We start from the raw sequence: 20,641 nt of genomic DNA, 5'->3' as shown, positions 1-20,641 counted from the left end.
ATGGCACCCCCTCCCGCCGACGGCAGCACGGACCGCAACCCGCTCACCCGGCTCACCCTCGACCAGCTCCGGCAGCGCACCAGCGTCAAGTGGCGCACCCACCCACCCGACGTCCTCCCGCTCTGGGTCGCCGAACAGGACGTGCCCCTGGCCGAGCCGGTGGCCGACGCGCTGCGCCGCGCGATCGACCTCGGTGACACCGGCTACCCGCACGGCACGGCGTACGCCGAGGCGCTCGGCGCGTTCGCCGCCGAACGCTGGGGCTGGCACGACTTCCGGGTCGGGCACACCACCGTCGTACCCGACGTGATGATGGGCATCGTCGAAGTGCTGCGGCTCGTCACCGGTCCCGGCGACGCGGTGGTGGTGTGCTCCCCCGTCTACCCGCCGTTCTACGCCTTCGTCCGGCACGCCGACCGGCAGGTGATCGAGGCCCCGCTCGGCCCTGACCTGCGGATGGACCCCGCAGCTCTGGACGACGCCTTTCGCCGGGCCCGCGCCTGCGGCGGTCGGCCGGCGTTCCTGCTGTGCAACCCGCACAACCCGACCGGCGTCGTCCACCGCCGTGAGGAACTCGCGGTCGTCGCGGAACTGGCCGACCGGCACGGCGTACGGGTGGTCTCCGACGAGATCCACGCCCCGCTGGCGCTTCCCGGGGCGCACTTCACCCCGTACCTCACCGTGCCCGGCGCCGGGAACGCGTTCGCCGTGCTCTCCGCCTCGAAGGGGTGGAACCTCGCCGGTCTCAAGGCGGCCCTCGCGGTCGCCGGGCCGCAGGCCGCCGCCGACCTGGCCCGGATGCCGGAGGAGGTCAGCCACGGCCCCAGCCACCTGGGCATCATCGCGCACACCGCCGCCTTCCAGGCCGGCGGACCGTGGCTCGACCTGCTCATCGACGGCCTCGACGCCAACCGGTCACTGCTGGGGACGCTGCTGGCCCGGCACCTGCCGACGGTCACCTACCACCGCCCCGAGGGCACCTACCTCGCCTGGTTGGACTGCACCCGGCTGGGCATCGGCACCGACGCGCCGGACGGTGGGCCGGGCGTGGTCAGTGACCTCGCCGGGCCGGCGCGGATGTTCCTCGACCGGGCCCGGGTCGCGCTCAGCTCGGGGCACGTCTTCGGCACCGGCGGAACCGGCTTCGTCCGGCTCAACTTCGCCACCTCGCCCGCGATCCTCACCGACGCGGTCACCCGGATGGGGCGGGCCGTGGACACGCCTGCCTGACCGACGCCCGCATCCGGATCGGACGGGCCGTCGACACGCCTACCTGACCGACGCCGGACGCGGGTGAGCCCCGGTCGATGCGACAGCGATCGACCGGGGCTCACCGGTGGGAAGCAGGATCAGGACAGGTCGAACCGGTCCAGCTCCATGACCTTGGTCCAGGCCGCGACGAAGTCCGTCACGAACTTCTCGCGCGCGTCCTGGCTGGCGTAGACCTCGGCGAGGGCCCGCAGTTGGGAGTTGGAGCCGAAGATGAGGTCGACCGCGGTGGCGGTCCACTTCACCTCGTCGGTGGCCAGGTCCCGGATCTCGTACACGTGCTCCTCGGACTCCGACGCCTTCCACCGGGTACCCGGGGAGAGCAGGTTGGCGAAGAAGTCGTTGGTGAGTACGCCGGGCCGGTCGGTGAGCACGCCGTGGCGGGTACCGCCGACGTTGGCCCCGAGGGAACGCAGGCCGCCGACGAGGACGGTCATCTCGGGCGCGGTCAGGTCGAGCATGTAGGCGCGGTCGACGAGCAGGACCTCCGGCTGGGTCTTCTCCCCGGCCCGCAGGTAGTTGCGGAACCCGTCGGCGCGCGGTTCGAGGACCCGGAAGGACTCGACGTCGGTCTGCTCCTGGCTGGCGTCGGTGCGGCCCGGGTGGAACGGCACGGTCACCTCGACACCGGCGTCCCGCGCCGCCTTCTCCACGGCGGCCGAGCCGGCCAGCACGATCAGGTCCGCCAGCGAGATCTGCGCCCCGCCGGCGGCGTTGAACTCCCGCTGGATGCCCTCCAGGGTGGCCAGGACCGTGGCGAGCTGCTCGGGCTGGTTGACCTCCCAGCTGCGCTGCGGTTCGAGGCGGATCCGCGCGCCGTTGGCGCCACCGCGCTTGTCGGTGGAGCGGAAGCTGGCGGCGGAGGCCCAGGCGGTGGAGACCAGCTGGGCGGTCGTCAGCCCGGACTCCAGGACCTTCGCCTTGAGGGCGGCGACGTCGGCGTCACCCACGAGTGCGTGGTCGACCGCCGGCACCGGGTCCTGCCAGAGCTGCGGCTCCGCGACCCACGGCCCGAGGAAGCGGCTGACCGGGCCCATGTCGCGGTGCAGGAGCTTGTACCAGGCCTTGGCGAACGCCAGCGCGAACTCGTCGGGGTTCTCCAGGAACCGGCGCGAGATCTTCTCGTACGCCGGGTCGACACGCAGCGACAGGTCGGTCGTGAGCATCGTCGGCTTGTGCTTCTTCGACGGGTCGTGGGCGTCGGGGATGATCGCCTCGGCGTCCTTGGCGACCCACTGCTTCGCACCCCCGGGGCTGGTGGTGAGCTCCCACTCGTAGCCGAAGAGGATCTCGAAGAAGCGGTTGCTCCACTGCGTCGGCCGGTCGGTCCAGGTCACCTCCAGGCCACTGGTGATCGTGTCCGCGCCCTTGCCGGTGCCGTAGGTGCTCAGCCAGCCCAGGCCCTGCGCCTCCAGCGGGGCGCCCTCGGGCTCGGCGCCCACGTGGTCGTCGGCGACGCCGGCGCCGTGGGTCTTGCCGAAGGTGTGACCCCCGGCGATGAGGGCGACGGTCTCCTCGTCGTTCATCGCCATCCGGGCGAAGGTCTCCCGGATGAAGTGCGCCGCCGCGGCCGGGTCCGCGTTGCCGCGGGGACCCTCCGGGTTGACGTAGATCAGACCCATCTCGGTCGCCCCGACCTCGGGTGACATCTCCTTCTCGGAGACGTAGCGCTCGTCACCGAGCCAGGCGTCCTCCGGGCCCCAGAAGATCTCCTCGGGCTCCCAGACGTCCTCCCGGCCGAAGCCGAAGCCGAAGGTCTTGAAGCCCATCGATTCCAGGGCGACGTTGCCGGCGAGGACCAGCAGGTCGGCCCAGGAGATCTTCTGGCCGTACTTCTGCTTGACCGGCCAGAGCAGTCGGCGGGCCTTGTCCAGGTTGGCGTTGTCCGGCCAGCTGTTGAGCGGGGCGAACCGCTGGCCGCCGTCACCGGCACCGCCGCGACCGTCGTGGATGCGGTAGGTGCCCGCCGCGTGCCAGCTCATCCGGATCATCAGGCCGCCGTAGTGGCCGAAGTCGGCCGGCCACCAGTCCTGCGAGGTGGTGAGGACCTCGGTGATGTCCCGCTTGAGGGCCTCGACGTCGAGCTTGGCGAACTCCCTGGCGTAGCTGAAGTCCGCCCCCAGCGGGTTGACCTTCGACGACTGCGTGTGCAGCACCGACAGGTCGAGCTGGTTGGGCCACCAGTCCCGGTTGGTACGCGGCCGACCTCCGGTCTTCGAGCTGGGCGAGTCGATCGCCGGGTTCTCGCTCTCGCTGCCGTGCGCGGTGACCGAGTCGTGCGCGACCGGGCAGCCGGCTGCCGCCTTCGCGTCCACGCCCTGGGCGCTGGAGGGGCCGTTTTCCTGGGTGTCGCTCATCTGTTTCCTTCCGGACTGGCGGTTCACTGGCAGGTGCGTTCGGTCGCGCAGTCGGGGCAGGTGCCCCAGTAGACGACCTCCGCCTCGTCGACCGTGAAGCCGTGGTCGTCCGAGGCGGTGAGACAGGGAGCATCGCCGACGGCGCAGTCGACGTCGGCGATCGCGCCGCAGGAGCGGCACACGACGTGGTGGTGGTTGTCCCCCACCCGGGACTCGTACCGGGCGGTCGCACCGGAAGGCTGGATGCGCCGCACCAGACCGGCGTCGGTGAGGGCGCGCAGCACGTCGTACACCGCCTGGTGGGACACCGTGGGATGGTCCGCCCGGACCAGGGCGATGACCGTGTCGGTGTCGACGTGCGGATGGTCGCGCAGCGCGGTGAGCACCGCCAACCGGGGCCGGGTCACGCGCAACGAGACCGCCCGGAGCTGGGCCTCGAAGTCGGACGTCATGCGTCGAACATAGTCCGGTCTTCTGGAATGAATCAAGTTTTTGGCCGAACTGAGTCCGCGTGTCCCCGACACCCGCCCGGACCGGAAGATCGACCCGGTCGGGCAGCCGCCGCCCCGGGTGCGGGACGACGGCTGCCCACCGGACCGGCATCGGCGATGCTGTCGATCCCGGTCAGGAGAACTGCGCGAAGAACCTCCAGATCTCGCCCTTGGTCCAGGTCGTGACACCACTTTCGGCATACGTCCCGTCCACCGGTCCGGGCATGTGACCGTTGTCGAACGCGGCCCACTGCACCGGGTACCCGGACCGGCATCCGCTGTAGCCCGTGGTGATGTGGGTACGGCTGCCCGGCGCCGGCTCCGGCGGACTCTGGGCGGCACATCCGTTGTTCCGGACGAAGGTGTCGCGCAGCGAGCGCCCCTGGGCGATGGTGAGCACGTTGTCCGAGATGCCGTGCAGCCCGAAGTACGCGATGGGCTGGGTACCACCGCTGCATCCGCTGATCAGCCCGCCGGCGATGACCGCGACGGCCCGGAAGACGTCGGCCCGCGCGCAGGCGAGGGCGTAGCTCATGCCACCGCCCCAGCTGAAACCGGTGGCGAACCGCTGCCGTGGGTTGACGCAGAGGTCGCCCTCGATCCGCCTGATCATGTCGTCGACGAAGGTGACGTCCTCGCCACCGGTGTTGGCCCAGCCGTTGCCGAGCCCCTGCGGCGCGACCAGGATGGCGCTGTTGTTCGACTGCTCCTGCTGGCCGTAGTAGGACCAGGCGGAGCCGCTGGTACCCCCGGAGGCGATCTCCTGCATGGTGCCGCCGCGCCAGTGGAACGCGAAGATCAGCCGGTAGGGGCGGGTGTTGTCGTAGCCGGCGGGCACCCGCAGGATGAAGGACCGGCTCTTGCCGTTGCTCTGGATCGTGTGCGTGCCGCTGGACAACGTCGGCGCCTTGCCGCAGCCGGTACCGCCCGGCGGCGGGTCACCCCCGCCATCGACCCGGACGAGCTGCCACTGCTGGTTGGCACCGTTCCAGTCGGCGTACTGCACGACCCTCGCGCCGTCCGCCGTCGAGGCGCCCTGCACCTCGACGACCTTGCCACTGTGCCGGCTGACCAGCCGCACGTGACCGGCGTCCGAGTCGGCCAGCCGGAACTGCTGGTTCGTCCCGTTGAGGTCGGTCCACTGGACGATCGCCCCACCGTCGGCGGTGGAGAAGTTGTACACGTCGAGGACCTTGCCGGAGTGCCGGGACTTCAACCGGTAGTAGCCGCCGCCGGAGTCCACGAACTGCCACTGCTGGTTGGCCCGGTCGTGCCGGGTCCACTGGGTGATCTGCGCACCGTCGGTGGTGGCCGAACCGGACAGGTCCAGCGCCTTGCCACTGTTCCGGTTCACCAGGACGTACCAGGCGTTGGTGTCCACGGTCGCCGCCGCCGCAGGTGCCGCGTTCGTCGCGACGAGCATGCCGGCCGCCAGGACCAGGGTGGCCGCCGCGGCCAGGCCCGATCGCCAGCGACGTGGTGGTGGGGAGGTGGGGGTCACCTCGTGGATGGTTTTCATGGTCCGCTCCTTCGATGGGGGTGTCCGCGAGCAGGCGCAGGGTGCGCGGTGACGGGTCCGTGCCCGGCTCCTGTGCCGGCTCCGGCCGTTGCGGGGGATGCAGTCGCCCGGCCAAGCCACCGGCCCGCCTGTCGAGGCAGGCGTGGCGTGGGCCTCAGCGACGCGTCGTCAGGCTCCCGGCAGCCTGCGACCCGGTTGCTGCAAGTTAACGCTAACTACACGCCCCGTCAAACGACGGACGTCAATCACAGTTTGAGTCGGTCGATTGCGGTCGGCAGCCCAACTACAACCGAAGGTGGCAGCAAGCCGTGACGCTCAAGGGCTTGCCGGTGATTCAGCAGAGCCTATATGTTATCGATAACACGGTTGCTCCGCGCGGGAGCCGCACCGTTGTTCGCGGACGCCCGGGCAGCGTCCGCACTCCCCCACTCCCGGCCACGTCGGCAGGCAGCCACCTCGGCACGGGCGATCCCCATCCCGTCCGAGCGACTGCTGCACGCCGTCGCGCGGCCCGCCTCACCGGCAGCCGACCACGAACCCGTCCGTCCACGTCACCGACCGTCTTCCCACACCGAGGGAGCCACCGTGAGACCACCGATCCGATCGCACCGGCACCGCCCGTCCCTCCCCGGAGCCGCGCTCCTCGCGCTGCTCTCCGTCGCGACCATGCTCGCCACCCTGGTCGCCCCGACCAGCCCCGCCGCCGCCGGTACGACCCTCGGGGCGTCGGCGGCGGAGAAGGGCCGCTACTTCGGAGCCGCCGTCGCGGGGGGCCGCCTCTCCGACAGCCAGTACGTCACGATCCTCAACCGCGAGTTCAACTCGGTCGTCGCCGAGAACGAGATGAAGTGGGACGCCACCGAACCCCAGCAGGGCGTCTTCACCTTCGGCAACGGCGACCGGATCGTCAACCACGCCCAGTCCCGGGGCATGTCGGTACGCGGACACACCCTGCTGTGGCACGCCCAGCAGCCGGGATGGGCGCAGAACCTCTCGGGCTCCGCCCTGCGCAACGCCGCGATCAACCACGTCACCCGGGTCGCCTCCTACTACCGCGGCAAGATCCACTCGTGGGACGTGGTGAACGAGGCGTTCGCCGACGGCGGCAGCGGCGCCCGCCGTGACTCCAACCTCCAGCGCACCGGCAACGACTGGATCGAGGCGGCGTTCCGCGCCGCCCGGGCCGCCGATCCCGGCGCGAAGCTCTGCTACAACGACTACAACACCGACGGCGTCAACGCGAAGTCCACCGCCGTCTACAACATGGTCCGCGACTTCAAGTCCCGTGGCGTGCCGATCGACTGCGTCGGCTTCCAATCCCACCTCGGCACCAGCCTGGCCGGCGACTACCAGGCCAACCTGCAACGCTTCGCCGACCTCGGCGTCGACGTCCAGATCACCGAACTCGACGTCGCCCAGGGCAGCACCCAGGCCGGCATCTACGCCGCCGTCACCCGCGCCTGCCTCGCCGTGACCCGGTGCAACGGCATCACCGTCTGGGGTGTACGCGACAGCGACTCCTGGCGGGACGACAACCCGCTCCTGTTCGACCGCAGCGGCAACAAGAAGCCGGCGTACACCGCCACCCTCGACGCCCTCAACGCCGGCGGGCCGACCAACCCCGGCCCCATCGACACCAGCGCCTGGTACGTGCTGGTCAACCGCAACAGCGGCAAGGCGCTGGACCTGGAGGCCTCCGCCACCACCGACGGCGCCCGGATCACCCAGTGGACCCGACACGACCGGGCCAACCAGCAGTGGCAGTTCGTCGACTCCGGCGGCGGCTACTACCGGGTCAAGTCCCGGCACTCCGGCAAGGTCCTCGACGTGTACAACTTCTCCACCGCCGACGGTGGGGCCATCGTCCAGTGGACCGACCTCAACGGGGCCAACCAGCAGTTCCGCATCGGTGACTCCGGCGGCTACATACGGCTGATCGGCCGGCAGAGCGGCAAGGTCGTCGAGGTGCAGGGCGCCTCGACGGCGGACGGCGCGAACATCGTCCAGTACGCCGACTGGAACGGCGCCAACCAGCAGTGGCAACTGGTCCGGGTCGGCTGACCCGCCCGGCAAGCTGATCGGCGGGCGCTCCGGGCCGGCGGGTTCCCGCCGGGCCGGAGCGCCTCAGGCTGTGCCGTCAGCGGCCGCCGCACCGGCGCCGATGCCGTCGAGGAGGACCCGTAGGTACCGCTCGACCCGTTCGTCGGGCGTGCCGCCGAGCCGCAGGGCGAACACGGTGCCGCAGACGAGGTGACGCAGGTCGTCGTCGGTGAGATCGGGGCGCAGCGCTCCCGTCTGCCGGGCACGTCCGAGCACGGCCCGGGCCAGGTCGTCGAGTTCGGTGCGGTGGGCGCTGCTCTGCGGGCACTCGTCCTGCTCCGGCCCGCTGGAGATCACCTCGGCGAACGCCGGATCGGTCACCTGCCGCACGAGCAGGGCCCGCAATAGCATCCGGACCCCGGCCAGGGCGTCGTCCTGCCGGCTCGCGGCCCGGGCGTCGTCGAGCAGGGCGGTGAAGGAATCCTCGGCGAGGGCCTCCAGGAGCGCCCGGCGGGTCGGGAAGTGCCGGTAGACCGTCCCGACGCCGGTCCCGGCCCGGCGGGCGATCTCGTTGTGCTGCAACGACAGGTCACCTGTCGCCACCGCGAGCCGGGCGCTCGCCAGTACCCGGTCCCGGTTGCGGACGGCATCGGCGCGGCGCGGTGTGGTCACCATCCCAGCCTATCGAACCGGATTGACAATCCGCTTCGGGTCACCTTCAATCGGATAGGTAATCCGTTTAGCTTTCCCGAGGAGGGGCCCATGACCCACGCCGCACCCTGGACCATCGCCGACCTCCCCGACCAGACCGGCCGCACCACCGTCGTCACCGGCGCCAGCAGCGGCCTCGGCGTGGCCATCACCCGCCACCTCGCCGGACGCGGCGGCCGGGTGATCATGGCGGTTCGCGACACCCGCAAGGGCGACCGGGTACGCCGCGAGTTGCGCGCCGACAACGCGACGGCCGACCTCGACGTCCGCCACCTGGACCTGCTCGACCTCGACACCGTGCACCGGTTCGTCGACGGCCTCCGCGCCGACCGCGTCCCGGTCGACGCGCTCGTCAACAACGGCGGCATCGGCAGCGTGCCCCGGCGCCTCAGCCCACAGGGCGCGGAGAGCCAACTGGCGACCAACCACCTGGGACACTTCACGCTCACCGTCCTGCTCCTCGACCACCTGAGCAGAGGACGCAACCCGGTCGTGGTCACCGTCGCATCCGGCCTCTACCGGCTGGGTCGCCTCGACCTCGCCGACCTCGCCGCCGAACGCCGCTACTCACCCGGCGGCGCCTACGCCACCTCCAAACTCGCCAACGTGCTGTTCGCCCTGGAACTCGACCGCCGACTACGCGCCGCCGGATCACCGGTACGCAGCCTGCTCGCCCACCCCGGCATGGCCCGGACCGACCTGGACCGGAACAGCCCGCCCCTGACCCGCGCGGTCGGAACGGTGCTCGGCCTCCTCCTGCGCCGCCCGATCGACGACGCCGTGACGCCGATCCTCTACGCCGCCACCGAGACCACGGCACCCACCAACCGCCACATCGGCCCGGGCCGACCCTGGCGCCCGGCCCGGCCGACGTTCGAGACGCTCTCCGGGCCCGCCACCGACCCCGACCTCGCGGTGCGCCTGTGGTCACGGTCCGCGCAACTCACCGGAGTCGACCTCCGGTCACCGGTCGCGGAGCGCTGACGGGTCACCGACGCGGGCAACACCGGCTCCGAAGGCATCGTCATCGTGCTGGCCGAGCAACTCGACTGAGAACTACCGGCCCACACCCAGCGCCGTCCAGCCGCCACCGCCCGCCCGGCCAGCCGACGGAACCCCACCCGACTGCGCCCTCGCGACCACCGGCGAATCACACCAGCGCCACCGCCGTACTGTCAGTGGCAGTCAGGAGAGTGGGCGGCATGACGAAGCCTCCCGCAGCGGCGCCCTGTCGACCTCGCTGATGAGGCCGCCCGCCTACCGTGAAGTCGTCGCGCAGGCGCGGGAGGCCGCGCACCCCGGGCAGATCGCGCCCGACTCCCCGTCTCGCTGCAACGGGGACGGGATTCCGCACCCCGCACTGGGCCACCGCCTTCAAGTTCCCGGCCGCCCAGAAGATCACCGTGCTGCGCGCCGTGCAGTGGAGCGTGGGTCGCACCGGCGCCGGCCGGGTGACCCGTGGTGACCGGCCCCGACCCGGCCGGCCCGGAACTGGCGGCCACCTTGGCCGCCTGACCCACACCACCCGATCCGCACGGCCCCGACGTCGTTCCCGAGCCCTGGGTCAGGGTGGACCTCCTAGCGGCCGTGTCGGGCGCCGGCTGTGGTTGGCCTCTGGGGGTGGTTCCGGCGCCTGTCGCTCCGTCCCTTCGGGCCGGGCCATCGACTTGTTTTCCATGCCGTTCGGCATCGCCGCTGCGTTCGTTCCGGTGCGGGGCAGGTCGACAGGTGCGGCGTCTCTCGGGTCGCGTGTCAGGGTCACGGCCCATCCCTGTAGTCGTTTCATGAAGTCAGGCTCTCGAGTCAGGTGCATGATGCCGCCGCCGGTGAGCGCCATCCCGCCGCCGATGACCACTGCGCCGAAGAGGCCGTCTCCTCCGACCAGGAACAGGATGCCGATGCCGATGAGCGCCACCCCGATGCCGAGGCCCATCACCCCGCGCAGGGTGTGGCTCCTGGCGAGCATGACGCCACCGCCGATGAGCGCCATCCCGCCGCCGATGACCATCACGCCGTCCAAACTGAAGCCTCCTTCGACCAGGAGCGTGATGCCACCACCGATGACTGCCATGCCGGCGACGACGAGCACCACCCCGGCCAGGGCGTGGCTGATGGTCAGGTGCATGATGCCACCGCCGATGAGCGCCATCCCGCCGCCGATGACCATCACGCCGCGCAGACTGAAGCCTCCTTCGACCAGGAGCGTGATGCCACCACCGATGACTGCCATGCCGCCGACGACGAGCACCACCCCGGCCAGGGCGTGGCTGATGGTCAGGTGCATGATGCCACCGCCGATGAGCGCCGCCCCGCTGCCGATGAGCACTACGCCGGCCAGGGCGTACTCTTCGGCCATGAGCTCGTCGGGGTGGCCGAGCTCCAGGAACCTGGTACCGCTGCTGATGAGCACCATCCCGATGCCGATGAGCGCTGCGCCGTACAGGATTTTGACGGCCTGAGCGGTGTTGACGATGAGAACAGCGACGATCGTCAGGGCCGCTGCGGCCAGGGTCGCGTATCCGGTCCAGGCCAGGAGATCCAGACCCGCCGCGTTCAGGGTGGCTTGTACGTTCCAGGCCACGTCATCCAGACCCGCTACGACCGCTCCGACCAGGGCCAGGGCCAGCAGGGTCCGGGTCGTGTAGCGAACCAGGGGCGCGCGTGGTGGCAGTCCACGTAGCCAGGTGATCGTCGCGAGGACCGCGCCAGCGGCTGCGGCTGCGGCAGCGCCCCAGTATTCGAAGTCGTTGCTCAGGACGTTGACACCCATGCCACCGGCCGCGCCGAGAGCCACCCCGGAGAGCCGCCCGCGCCAGTCCAACCGGGTCCGCCGCTCGCTGGTCTCGCCATTGGCCACCCTGCCAGCATGACGTAAACAATCAGCAGAGACCAGCCCGCGTACTATCAAGAGGGACTAGTTATGCATACCCGCCCACAACCCTCATGGGCGACTTCGGTATTGATCAGGTAGTGCATGGCCTGGTGTCGGCCCAGCGAGGCAGGCCACGCACACGCTCCCCCGGATCCGCCGAGGTCGACGCAGCCCTCGATGAGCGTTGCGGTAGTGGGTCGAAGTCGGTGCGGGCGGTCGAGCTGGTGGGGTTCGTCGCGGCGGCCGACTGGATCCGGGCCTTCGCGTCCTGGGTGATCGGGGGCCTTCTTCGCCGTGCCCTCAATGGTCCGCCCGACCGGTCTGTGGACGGAACCTGCGACCCCACAGGGAATCCGCTGCACGGGCCGCTGGGCCGCGCTCGTTGACGAGCACCATGACGACGCCGGCAGGTCGCAGAGGCACGCAACGCGTCCGCAGAGCGACCGTGTAGGTGACGTTTGCACTCCGTCTCCGACGATGTCGTCCGATGAGGAGAAGCATGCATGCAGGAGTGGATCGCAGCGGCCTACACGGTGGTCGTGGGAGCGTCTTTCGTCTTCGCGGTGGCATCTCGCAGCGAGAAGAAGCGCGTTGACGTCTACAAGGTCCTGGTGAGGCTGGCGGTGATGATGGCCCTTGTCGCCGCCGTCATCTCCGTCTCGGTAGAAACCGATGGTCAACCGGCAGTCCGCCGGGCCGGGACACGGTGTCGTGTCGGCCGCGCCGTCACCCGCGAACCAGAATCCGGCGAACCAACCCGGTGCAGCAGACCCGACCGACCTCTGGGCCCGATGCTGGGCGAACGCCCGCTTGGTCGGGGTTTCCTGTGCGGTGGTGCAGGTGGCAGCCGGTCGCGCAGGCGCATGTCCGGCTGCCGCCTGGTCGCCGACGTGCCGGGTGGTTAGCGGCGGCGTAGCGCCGGTTCGAGCAGAGCGGGTGGGGTGTCGTTCTTCTCGTGGGCGGCGAGGTCGACGCCGGGAGCCACGATCGCGTCGATCGCGTCCAGCACGTCGGCCGGGAGCACCGTGTCCGCGGCGGCGAGATGCGAGCGGAGGTGGTCCATGGTGCGGGGGCCTCTCTCGACAGCGGCTTTCATCCTTACCGAAGCCGTTGTACGAAACGGCCGGCTGGCGCCGCCCGTCTCCTACGTCCGGCTCGCTCAGTAGGCCCAAGGTGATGGGCCCTGCTTGAGAATCCGCACGTCGCAGTTCTCGACCGTTGGCCACATGGTGACCCGGTACTCCAGATGATCGCCCGGTTCTGCCTCAGAGCACTTCGATGGCCGCTGCTCCGTCGGGAGGTATCCCACACGCACGCGGTAACGCCCTGCCGGGACAGGGATCGGTTCCACCTCGTCCGGGAGTTGGGTGGCACCTGTGACCGCCAGCTTGCCCGACGGGAATTCGACATCGGCTTCCACGACATGGTCATAGGCGTCGAGTGGGTCGAAGACGGGCAAGGAACTCCAGACGTCCAGCCTGACCGGCACGTAGTCATAGCGGGCTGTACCGATCACGATGCAATGGCGCTCTACGGCAATCCGCCACGCATCGTCGGCCTTGTCCCAGGTGTACCCGTCAAACACACCCTCGGTCACCTCTGCGTCCGAGATCACGACGGTCAAGTGGTCGGCGTAGGGCTCGACCCGGTAGACCTGCACACGCTCATCCAGCACGGCGGGCACACTACCCAGGGCGGGGTCTTCTCAGCAGCAGGTCGAGGCAGCGATGGCCGGGGCGAGGCTGAGCCGCTAACCATCCAACTACTCGCAGTGCGATCATGTCCGCGACGATCGGTACAGCCAGCAGGTTCCCACTCGTCGGGCGATCGAACGCGATCCGGAAGCGATCGCCGGCTGGCATCGTGGGCGGTGGCCGTCGGTAAGAGGTTGGCGGCGGCTCGGGGCGCCTGGATCTGCTTCCAGGACGAGGCAGGCCAGGTCATGCGACCGCCGGTGACCAGCACGCCGCCCGCGGTGTCGACCACCTTGCTGAACTGGTCAAACGTCGGCTACACGCTTGTCAACAACAGACCGATCTCCTCGCCGGCTTCCTCACCAGCACCGGCATGACCCTCGAATCCGAACCACCGAGATAGCTCGAACTTTGGCCCTTCAACCTCCGCACCCCGATCGCACCAGGGAGCGACGAAGGGGGACGAGCGGGTGCCGGGATCTTCGAATCGGCAGGCGGGCTGGTCGACAGGTCGCCCGGTTCGATAGGTTGAGTCTACTATGGATGGACGAACGAGAAGCGGGAAAAGACCGTTGCGTCAACCGAAGGTTCGGTACCAGAACGAGCTCATGGACAGCGGACGGTGGGAGGGTTTTCCGTTCCGCGAAGGCGACATCGTGGTTTCGACCCCAGCAAAGTGCGGGACGACGTGGACCCAGACGATCTGCGCCTTGCTGATCTTCCAGACACCGGAGTTGCCGGCACCGCTGGACGACCTCACCTACTGGCTCGACTTGTTGACTCGCAGCCGGGACGACATCTTCGCGTTCTACGAGGCGCAGCGGCATCGTCGGTTCATCAAGACCCATACGCCCTTCGACGGGCTGCCCATCCATGATGGGGTGACCTACGTCGCGGTCGGTCGGGATCCGCGGGACGTCGCGATCTCCTGGGACGCCCATTCCCAGAACGTTGCCCAGGAGACCTTCGAGGCGATGCTGGCAGCCGGCGGAAACCCGGCGCAGGAGCCCGCCGGTACGGCTCCGGCGCCTGCGGAGTCCGCGTACAACCGGTTCTGGGCCTGGCTGGAGGACACCAATGTGCAGGTGGGCCTGCCGTCGATGCTGCACCACCTGTCGGGGTTCTGGGCCGAGCGGGAGCGGCCCAACGTGCTACTGCTGCACTACGACGATCTGAAGTCAGATCTTGAAGGCCAGATGAGGTTCCTCGCCGGGCGCCTCGGAATCGAGGTGCCGGAGTCGCGGTGGCCGGATCTGGTGCGGGCAGCGACATTCGACTCGATGCGTGGCCGGGCGGAGGCTCTGACCCCGGTCACGGCGATGTGGAACGATCCGAAGCGGTTCTTCAACCGGGGTGTCAGCGGCCAGTGGCGGGACCTGCTCGACGAAGATGACCTGCGACGATACGAGAATCGGGTCGCGAAGCTGGCCGAGCCTGACCTCATCGACTGGCTGCACCGCGGCCCCATCGTCCCTGCCCAATGACCCTACGCCGTCATCCTCCTCGCTATCCCGCCTTAGGACGTGGTGCCGTTGACACTCCGATACACTCCACGACCGACGAGGCATCGACCGAAAGGAAGAGCAGGAAGTAGTACGGGGAATCCTGCACCCGAACGCTGCCCAGGCGTAACGCGTGGTCTCCCGCTTTGCGTAGATGCTCGACAGCCCGAGCGAAGCCAAGCGTAGGTATCCCGGCCTCCTGGGTGATCTCGTTCCGAAGGCAGTACGTCGCTGCCAGTTGGCTCGCTGGGATGAGCCCGTTGTCGATGTCGAACTCGGCACCGGCGCCAAGCGCTGTCCGGCACGCCTCGTACGCCTCGCCCGCCCCACTCAGTAGCGCCACCAGGGTTTCCCGCTTCACGTAGACCAACGTATCGGACCGAACACCCGGAAATGCCGTGACGAGCGCGGGGCGGTCGGCCGCCGTCGAGGTCGGGGCGATCGACTGCCGCGCCGCTTCGCGGCTTGCCACCGGGTGCCGGGGTCCGGGCACTTGGTGAGCCGGCGGTACGCGAAGCCGCCCTTGCGGGCCGGGGGCGGCAAGCCGCACGACGCCGAACAGCCACGCGCCCGCCTGGACGGGCCCTTCGTCGGCCGCAAAGCCCGGTAGAGCCGGCAGTTCGGGACGATCTTCCAATCTGAGGATTCGTATCGTGCCCTTATGAGTGAGAACGTCTTTGCGTTCCCTGCGGCGCCAAGGCCCCAGGTTGTCCGGCACCTGAACAGGCTGGCAGTCCCAACCCCCGACGGCTGGACCACGGATGCGCCGCTCTATATCTGGCCGGTGGACGAGGCGAGCGGTCTGTACCAGGACTGGGAGCCGGAAGACATCGCGAGTCTTGAGTACACCGTTGGACACCGGCCTGACTGGGGCGTCCAGATCAACTACCGCATCTCGCGCCGGGTGCAACTCTTGGCATTCGCTGCTGCTCTGCTTGAGCACGGTGGCGTCGCGGTCGATGACTTCTGTGGTCACGTCTGGACGGTTGCCGAAATCAAGTCGGACGTGCTGATCAAGGGGGCCAGATTCGGTGAAGGGCCCGTGCGCTGAACTGATGGTGATGGGTCCTGCCCGAGCGCGGGTAGGTTCCACGATCCAGGCTCCTGTGCCCTGTCCGACCAGGTCAACACGTCATCAGCCCGCCGAGAGGCGCGGACGTCGGCCAGGAAGGCATCATGCTCGTCGTCCGAGCTGAACAGGTCCGGCCGGGCCAGGTCGTCAACGGACGTGATCGGCCGGACTCTCTGACGACGGGCCAGCTCGTTCGCCGGCACGTGTTCGGAGGAAGGTCACCCGGAAGTACGCTTGCCGTTGCTCGACATCGCAGCTCACCTCCTTCGACAGCAATTTCCATCCTTGCCGAAACCGTCCTGCTGACACCACGGACCATTCACGGACTGATCTTGGACGCGGGCGGCCAAGCGTGACCCGTTGCCGCAGGTCAGCGGCCCGCACGAGGCGTGAGGCGTACCGGATTCCTAATCCGTTGGCCACGTACCGTCCAGCCGCCATAGGGTGCCCACCGTGCCCCTCCACGCCGACGAGATCCGCCCCACCGCCGAGCAGGTGCGCTGCCTGGTGGCGGCCCAGTGCCCACGGTGGGCCCGCCTTCCCGTGACCCCCGTACCCGGAGATCTGGAGGGCACCGACCACGTGCTCTTCCGCATCGGCACCACCCTCGCCGCCCGGATGCCCAGGACAGCCAGGGCGGTCGACCAGGCGAACTCCGACACGCGGTGGCTGCCCCTCCTGGCGCCCTATCTGCCGGTACGGATCCCGGTCCCCCTGCACCTCGGCGAGCCGGGCGAGGGATACCCCTGGCGGTGGACGGTCGTACCGTGGATCGCGGGCAGCACCCCACCCCGGCTCGGCTGCGACGACGTGTCCCTGGCCCACGACGTGGCCGCTTTCGTCCACACCCTGCACCGGATCGACCCCACCGCAGGACCGGTCATCCCACCGGGTTGCCGTGGGGCCGCCCTGCGCCACGTCGACGCCGGCGTCCGTCGGGTACTGCCCCGGCTCGCCGTATACGACGACGGTTTCGACGTGGCCGCCGCCGAGGCCGCGTGGGAAGCCTGCCTGGCGGCTCCCGAGTGGGACCGGGATCCCGTGTGGATCCATGGTGACCTGCAACCGGGCAACCTGGTCACCGACTCCGGCCGGCTGGCCGGGGTCATCGACTTCGGCGCGCTCGGTGTCGGCGACCCGGCGCCCGACGTGGCTCCCGCGCTGTGGACCTTCACCGGCGCGGCCCGACTGGCCTACCGGGAGGCCATCGCCTGCGACGAGGCCACCTGGCGCCGTGCCTGCGGCTGGGCGCTCGCGCCGTCCCTGACCGGCATCGACTACTACCGGCACACCTTCCCCCGGATGGCCGAGCACGGCCGTCGGATGGTCCGCGCCGTGATCGCCGAACTGACGTGAGTGTCAGGGCCCGGTCGACGCAGACGGGCGCACACCGGGCGACATGACGGGGAAAGCACCGGCCGTGCGATGCTACCCGCCATGGGTGCCGACATCGCCGCGTTGCTGGCCGTACTCGCGGAGACACGGACGCACCTGGCCCGGCCGGACAACGACTTCTCCTGGTCGTCGTTCCAGGACACGGCGGGTGCGTTGGAGGAACTGGACGAGCTGACGACGATCGTCCGCGCGGGTGGTCCCGTGCCGTTCGGCCTCACGATCCTGTTCGCGCCCACAGGCCCCATCCAGGAGGTGTCGCTGTCCAGCGGTTGGGGAGACGAGTTCGTCGCGCTCGCCGACCGGTTCGACGCGGCCATGGCTGGTCACCCCGACCCGCAGTCGTAGACGCGGGAACCGCTCGGCAGCGGAACCCGGGGTGTGTGCGGTCCCCGACGTACCGGCCCGGGACCGCACACCGCGATCAGGCGCAACCGAGGTAGTACCAGCCGACGTGTCCAGAGCCACCGGAGACACCCCGGTAGATCTGTACGCCACCGCAGCCGGCCTGGGTCCGCATGCCGTCCAGGACGTAGGTCCAGACGGTGCCACCCCAGGGAGAGAACTGCGAGATGTACTGGTTGGTACCGGACTGGTTCTGTCGCCAGACCGACGGCTGCGGGTAGTACCCACTGTTGTAGTTGACTTTGACCCACTGCGTCTCGCACGTCGGCGAGTAGATCAGGTAGGCGTACCCGATCACGGCGCCGTTGGCCGGGTCGACCATCCGCAACTGCCGGTCCGGCATCTGCGCGGTCACCAGGCGCTGCGCTCCACTGTCGCAGCCGTACCAGGTCGGATCGTCGCCGTCCGCGGCCAGTGCCGGTGACATCGGCGCGAGCGCCACGGCGGTCGCGGTGATGGTCGCGGCCAGCATGGCCAGTCCTCGTCTGCTGCTGTGCGTCATCTCGGAAACCCCTTCCGGTACGGGTGGAGGTGCGCTCTGCGTCGAACCTAGGCCGGCTTCGGAGGACTCCGGCCGTCCGTTGCACGCCAGTGCCGACGTGCAACACCGCACCGCCACGTCCCCGGTCACCCATGTGACACATCATTGACAGTCGGTGACCGTCCCGGCACGGTGGCAGGATGCCCCCTCTCTCGTCACGGCGGCAGATCGGCTGGATGCTGCGGGCCAACCGGCTCCTCGGCCCGACCGCTGCGCTGCGGTCGGGACGGGCGTTCGCCCGGGCGTACGCCACGGACGCCGGGCGGGAGTTGGCCCCCTCGCAGGTGACCCGCTGGGAACGCGGTGACCTGCCGGTGAGTCGTCCGGTGCTCCGTCGCTACGAGCTACTGCTCGGGCTGCCAGACCTGAGTCTGGCCACCGTTGCCGACGCGGTACGCCGCTTCGACGGTGATCCGGCACGCGTCGGTGCTGCCGGGGCGGGGCGCCACCGTGGCGGTGCTGCGGTCGACCGCACCGGGCCGGTGCCGGCGCGCTGGCACGACCTGGTGGCCCGGGCCCGGGTGCCGTACGCGATGAGCGGCCCCGACTGGGACGAGCTGACCGCTGAGGTGGCCGGCCGGCCCGGTCTGGTGCTGCATCCGCCACTGCTGTGGGAGGAGATAGCCGGCAATCTCCTCGGCGAGTTGATCGTCGCCGAAGGCGGGCAGTGGTTGCTCCGGCAGGAGGCGATGAGCCGGCTACTGGAGCATCCGGACGCGGAGACACCGACCGTGCGAGTATGCACGGCGGTCGTCGACGATCCGGCCGTGCCCGTCTTCATCACGCCGCTGTCGCTGTTGGACGTGACCGCCGGGCCGGCCGCGAACCGGTACGTCCTCGCTCAGCTTGTCGCCCCGCACAACCAGCTCGCCCAGCAGGGGGCGCTACTGGCCGCCATCCGCAAACTTCGGGCCGGGCACTTCCGGACGGACCAGGAGTGGGGCCGCCTGGTCACCGCCGTCGGTGACCTGGTGACCGACGCTCCCGCCGACCCGGGCGTACGGTCGCTGACCGGGGAGTTCACGGCGAGGCTGGCCCGCGCACTGCCACACCGTCGTGGTCCACGTGACCGGGTGACCGTCCTCGACGTCGGCGGACCCCAGGCGCCCTTCCACCGGTCGGACCTGACACCCGATGCTGCGGCCACAGTCAGCAGCCTGGTCGACCGGGCCCGCAGTCTGCTGCCCGTCGAGCCGGCGGAGCGGGACGACGTGTTTCCCGGGCTGGTCGCCGAGGCGGTACAGAGCCCGAACGCCGATCAACGGCTCTACGCCACGATGCTGGTGGCCGCCACGCCGTACCGCCGACCGCTGGCCACCGCGCTCCTCACCGAACTACGCCGGCACCTGCGGGACTGGGACCCGGTGCTGGCCGGGTCCGCCCTGCGACTGCTGACCCTGTTGCAGGTCCCGGACCATCGGGAACTGGTGTACAGCCTGCTCACCGACCCGGCGGTGCCACCGTCGCTGCGGCACGCCGCCGCCGCTGCCACCCCACACTGGTCCGCTCGGTGGGATGCCGCGCGGTGGCGCCGCGTTCTGGCCACCCAACGGCAGCGGGCGCGTGAGGTGCCCTCCGCGCTGGATGCCGGCATCCTGCGGGCCCTGGCCTACGGGCTGGCCACGGACGGTCATCGCGACCTGCTACCGGAGATCGAGGCCGGGTCGGGGACGTCGCCCTACCCGCCCCAGGCGCGGGCGATGGCCCGCTGGTGGAGTCGGCTGCCGCCCCGCCTACTCGACGCCGCCGGCCGCTGACGGGGTCACCACACGGAACTCGTTGCCGTCCGGGTCGGCCAACACGACGCTGCCGTCCGCACCGACCTCCAGTCGGGTGGCCCCGAGGGAGACCAGCCGGTCCACTGTCGCCTGCTGGTCACCGCCGGGCGGGGCGAGGTCGAAACGTTGCGGGTTCCTCGCCTCCTTCGGGGCGACGGGCGGGCCTCCCCAGGCGATCTTCGTGCCGCCGTGCGGTGACTGGATCGCGGTCTCCTCGTCCTGGTCCCACACCAGCGGCCAGCCCAACGCCTCGCTCCAGAAGAGACCGACGTCGCGGGTGCCGTCACAGGCGAGCTCCCCGAGCAGGCCGCACCCGGCGAGGAAGGTGTTGCCCGGTTCGATCACGCAGAACTCGTTGCCCTCCGGATCGGCCAGGACGACGTGCCCCTCCTCGGGGCGCTGCCCCACGTCGAGGTGGCTGCCACCGAGCCCCAGCACCGTCGTCACCATGTGCTGCTGGTCGGTGTGGCTGGCGCTGGTCAGGTGGAAGTGCAGGCGGCGGCCGGTCCTCCCGGTCCCCGTGCGGCCCGGTGCGAACCGGACACCGACCTGGGTGTCGTCGCCGGGCAGGAACGCACCACGGGCGTCCTCGACGACCTCCCGGCCGAGTACGCCGGCCCAGAACTGCGCCAGGCGGATCGCGTCGTGCGCATCGATGGTGACTGTCAGCAGCCGTGGGAACATCTCCGCATCGTAGGTTCGGGTCAGCAGGGCGACAACGCGTTTCCCGGCGGGCCCGGCGCCCCGGGCTGTGCGGCGGTCACCATCCACCGTCGAAGAAGGCCAGCAGTGCCGGTGCCGGGTCGGCTGCGGTGGAGGTGTTCGCCACCGCCACGACTGTCAGCAGCAGGAACAGCAGCGCCGAGAAGCAACCGAGGAACCCCCACACCCGCCGCGCCCGCCGGTCGGACGAGCCGGCTCCCGCGAACCTCCGCCACCACGTGACGCTCAGGACGAGCAGGACGACCGCCACGACGGCGGCGATGACGGCCATCGCC

At 70.1% G+C, this 20,641-nt stretch carries 20 protein-coding genes; 9 read left to right on the top strand and 11 right to left on the bottom strand.

Annotated features, from left to right (window positions below):
- Entirely contained in the window at positions 1–1,230 is a 1,230-nt protein-coding gene (locus GSF22_RS07750; protein WP_208812308.1) for a MalY/PatB family protein, read from the top strand.
- Between the two features lie 119 nt (positions 1,231–1,349).
- Here GSF22_RS07750 and katG read toward each other — a convergent pair whose 3' ends face one another.
- The 3 genes from katG to GSF22_RS07735 form a co-directional block, all read right to left on the bottom strand.
- On the bottom strand, positions 1,350–3,626 hold the full coding sequence (katG, locus tag GSF22_RS07745) for a catalase/peroxidase HPI (RefSeq protein ID WP_208812306.1): 2,277 nt from the start codon (positions 3,624–3,626) through the stop codon (positions 1,350–1,352).
- Between the two features lie 23 nt (positions 3,627–3,649).
- Positions 3,650–4,078 carry a Fur family transcriptional regulator gene (locus tag GSF22_RS07740; protein ID WP_208812304.1) on the bottom strand — a complete coding sequence of 143 codons (429 nt, stop codon included), beginning with the start codon at positions 4,076–4,078 and terminating at the stop codon, positions 3,650–3,652.
- Positions 4,079–4,250: 172 nt separating this feature from the next.
- Positions 4,251–5,636 (bottom strand): RICIN domain-containing protein, encoded by a 1,386-nt coding sequence (locus tag GSF22_RS07735; RefSeq protein ID WP_208812302.1) that lies wholly within the window; start codon positions 5,634–5,636, stop codon positions 4,251–4,253.
- A 585-nt stretch (positions 5,637–6,221) separates the two neighbouring features.
- Here GSF22_RS07735 and GSF22_RS07730 point away from each other — a divergent pair.
- Positions 6,222–7,697 (top strand): endo-1,4-beta-xylanase, encoded by a 1,476-nt coding sequence (locus GSF22_RS07730; protein WP_439957752.1) that lies wholly within the window; start codon positions 6,222–6,224, stop codon positions 7,695–7,697.
- 63 nt (positions 7,698–7,760) lie between these two features.
- Here the strand turns inward: GSF22_RS07730 and GSF22_RS07725 are convergent, their stop codons facing one another.
- Positions 7,761–8,348: a TetR/AcrR family transcriptional regulator gene (locus GSF22_RS07725; protein ID WP_208812300.1), complete on the bottom strand. Its 588-nt coding sequence runs from the start codon at positions 8,346–8,348 to the stop codon at positions 7,761–7,763.
- Positions 8,349–8,438: 90 nt separating this feature from the next.
- Between GSF22_RS07725 and GSF22_RS07720 the strand changes: the two genes are divergently transcribed.
- Positions 8,439–9,371 (top strand): SDR family NAD(P)-dependent oxidoreductase, encoded by a 933-nt coding sequence (locus GSF22_RS07720; RefSeq protein WP_208812298.1) that lies wholly within the window; start codon positions 8,439–8,441, stop codon positions 9,369–9,371.
- 580 nt (positions 9,372–9,951) lie between these two features.
- Here the strand turns inward: GSF22_RS07720 and GSF22_RS07715 are convergent.
- On the bottom strand, positions 9,952–11,244 hold the full coding sequence (locus GSF22_RS07715; RefSeq protein WP_208812296.1) for a hypothetical protein: 1,293 nt from the start codon (positions 11,242–11,244) through the stop codon (positions 9,952–9,954).
- A 518-nt stretch (positions 11,245–11,762) separates the two neighbouring features.
- Here GSF22_RS07715 and GSF22_RS07710 point away from each other — a divergent pair.
- Entirely contained in the window at positions 11,763–12,164 is a 402-nt protein-coding gene (locus GSF22_RS07710) for a hypothetical protein (RefSeq protein ID WP_208812295.1), read from the top strand.
- Here GSF22_RS07710 and GSF22_RS07705 read toward each other — a convergent pair.
- Both GSF22_RS07705 and GSF22_RS07700 read right to left on the bottom strand, forming a co-directional pair.
- A complete protein-coding gene (locus GSF22_RS07705; protein WP_244366595.1) occupies positions 12,161–12,322 on the bottom strand; it encodes a hypothetical protein in 162 nt (53 codons plus the stop codon). The genes GSF22_RS07710 and GSF22_RS07705 overlap by 4 nt on opposite strands.
- A gap of 96 nt (positions 12,323–12,418) precedes the next feature.
- Positions 12,419–12,934 (bottom strand): hypothetical protein, encoded by a 516-nt coding sequence (locus tag GSF22_RS07700; RefSeq protein ID WP_208812293.1) that lies wholly within the window; start codon positions 12,932–12,934, stop codon positions 12,419–12,421.
- Positions 12,935–13,561: 627 nt separating this feature from the next.
- Here GSF22_RS07700 and GSF22_RS07695 point away from each other — a divergent pair.
- A complete protein-coding gene (locus GSF22_RS07695; RefSeq protein ID WP_244366593.1) occupies positions 13,562–14,437 on the top strand; it encodes a sulfotransferase domain-containing protein in 876 nt (291 codons plus the stop codon).
- Between the two features lie 22 nt (positions 14,438–14,459).
- Here GSF22_RS07695 and GSF22_RS07690 read toward each other — a convergent pair whose 3' ends face one another.
- Positions 14,460–15,092: a hypothetical protein gene (locus GSF22_RS07690; protein WP_208812289.1), complete on the bottom strand. Its 633-nt coding sequence runs from the start codon at positions 15,090–15,092 to the stop codon at positions 14,460–14,462.
- Between the two features lie 24 nt (positions 15,093–15,116).
- Between GSF22_RS07690 and GSF22_RS07685 the strand changes: the two genes are divergently transcribed.
- The 3 genes from GSF22_RS07685 (at position 15,117) to GSF22_RS07675 (ending at position 17,267) form a co-directional block, all read left to right on the top strand.
- A complete protein-coding gene (locus GSF22_RS07685) occupies positions 15,117–15,506 on the top strand; it encodes a hypothetical protein (protein WP_208812287.1) in 390 nt (129 codons plus the stop codon).
- 474 nt (positions 15,507–15,980) lie between these two features.
- The gene (locus GSF22_RS07680; protein ID WP_208812285.1) at positions 15,981–16,883 is read left to right on the top strand and encodes an aminoglycoside phosphotransferase family protein; all 903 of its coding nucleotides are present in this window, start codon (positions 15,981–15,983) and stop codon (positions 16,881–16,883) included.
- Positions 16,884–16,964: 81 nt separating this feature from the next.
- On the top strand, positions 16,965–17,267 hold the full coding sequence (locus GSF22_RS07675) for a hypothetical protein (RefSeq protein ID WP_208812283.1): 303 nt from the start codon (positions 16,965–16,967) through the stop codon (positions 17,265–17,267).
- 76 nt (positions 17,268–17,343) lie between these two features.
- Here the strand turns inward: GSF22_RS07675 and GSF22_RS07670 are convergent, their stop codons facing one another.
- Positions 17,344–17,826: a hypothetical protein gene (locus tag GSF22_RS07670; protein WP_208812281.1), complete on the bottom strand. Its 483-nt coding sequence runs from the start codon at positions 17,824–17,826 to the stop codon at positions 17,344–17,346.
- Positions 17,827–18,005: 179 nt separating this feature from the next.
- On the opposite strand from GSF22_RS07670, the gene GSF22_RS07665 reads away from it, so the two are divergent.
- Positions 18,006–19,622 carry a hypothetical protein gene (locus GSF22_RS07665; RefSeq protein ID WP_208812280.1) on the top strand — a complete coding sequence of 539 codons (1,617 nt, stop codon included), beginning with the start codon at positions 18,006–18,008 and terminating at the stop codon, positions 19,620–19,622.
- Here the strand turns inward: GSF22_RS07665 and GSF22_RS07660 are convergent.
- Together GSF22_RS07660 and GSF22_RS07655 are read right to left on the bottom strand one after the other, a co-directional pair.
- Entirely contained in the window at positions 19,599–20,327 is a 729-nt protein-coding gene (locus GSF22_RS07660; protein ID WP_208812278.1) for a VOC family protein, read from the bottom strand. The two genes, GSF22_RS07665 and GSF22_RS07660, sit on opposite strands and share 24 nt — an antisense overlap.
- Positions 20,328–20,403: 76 nt before the next feature.
- The coding region (locus GSF22_RS07655) for a hypothetical protein (protein ID WP_208812276.1) at positions 20,404–20,641 on the bottom strand (238 nt) is incomplete at its 5' end.

The organism is Micromonospora echinofusca (assembly GCF_017614955.1).
Classification (GTDB): domain Bacteria; phylum Actinomycetota; class Actinomycetes; order Mycobacteriales; family Micromonosporaceae; genus Micromonospora; species Micromonospora echinofusca_A.
The sequence above is the reverse complement of the archived record's forward strand: the minus strand, read 5'-3'. Positions and strand labels throughout refer to the sequence as shown.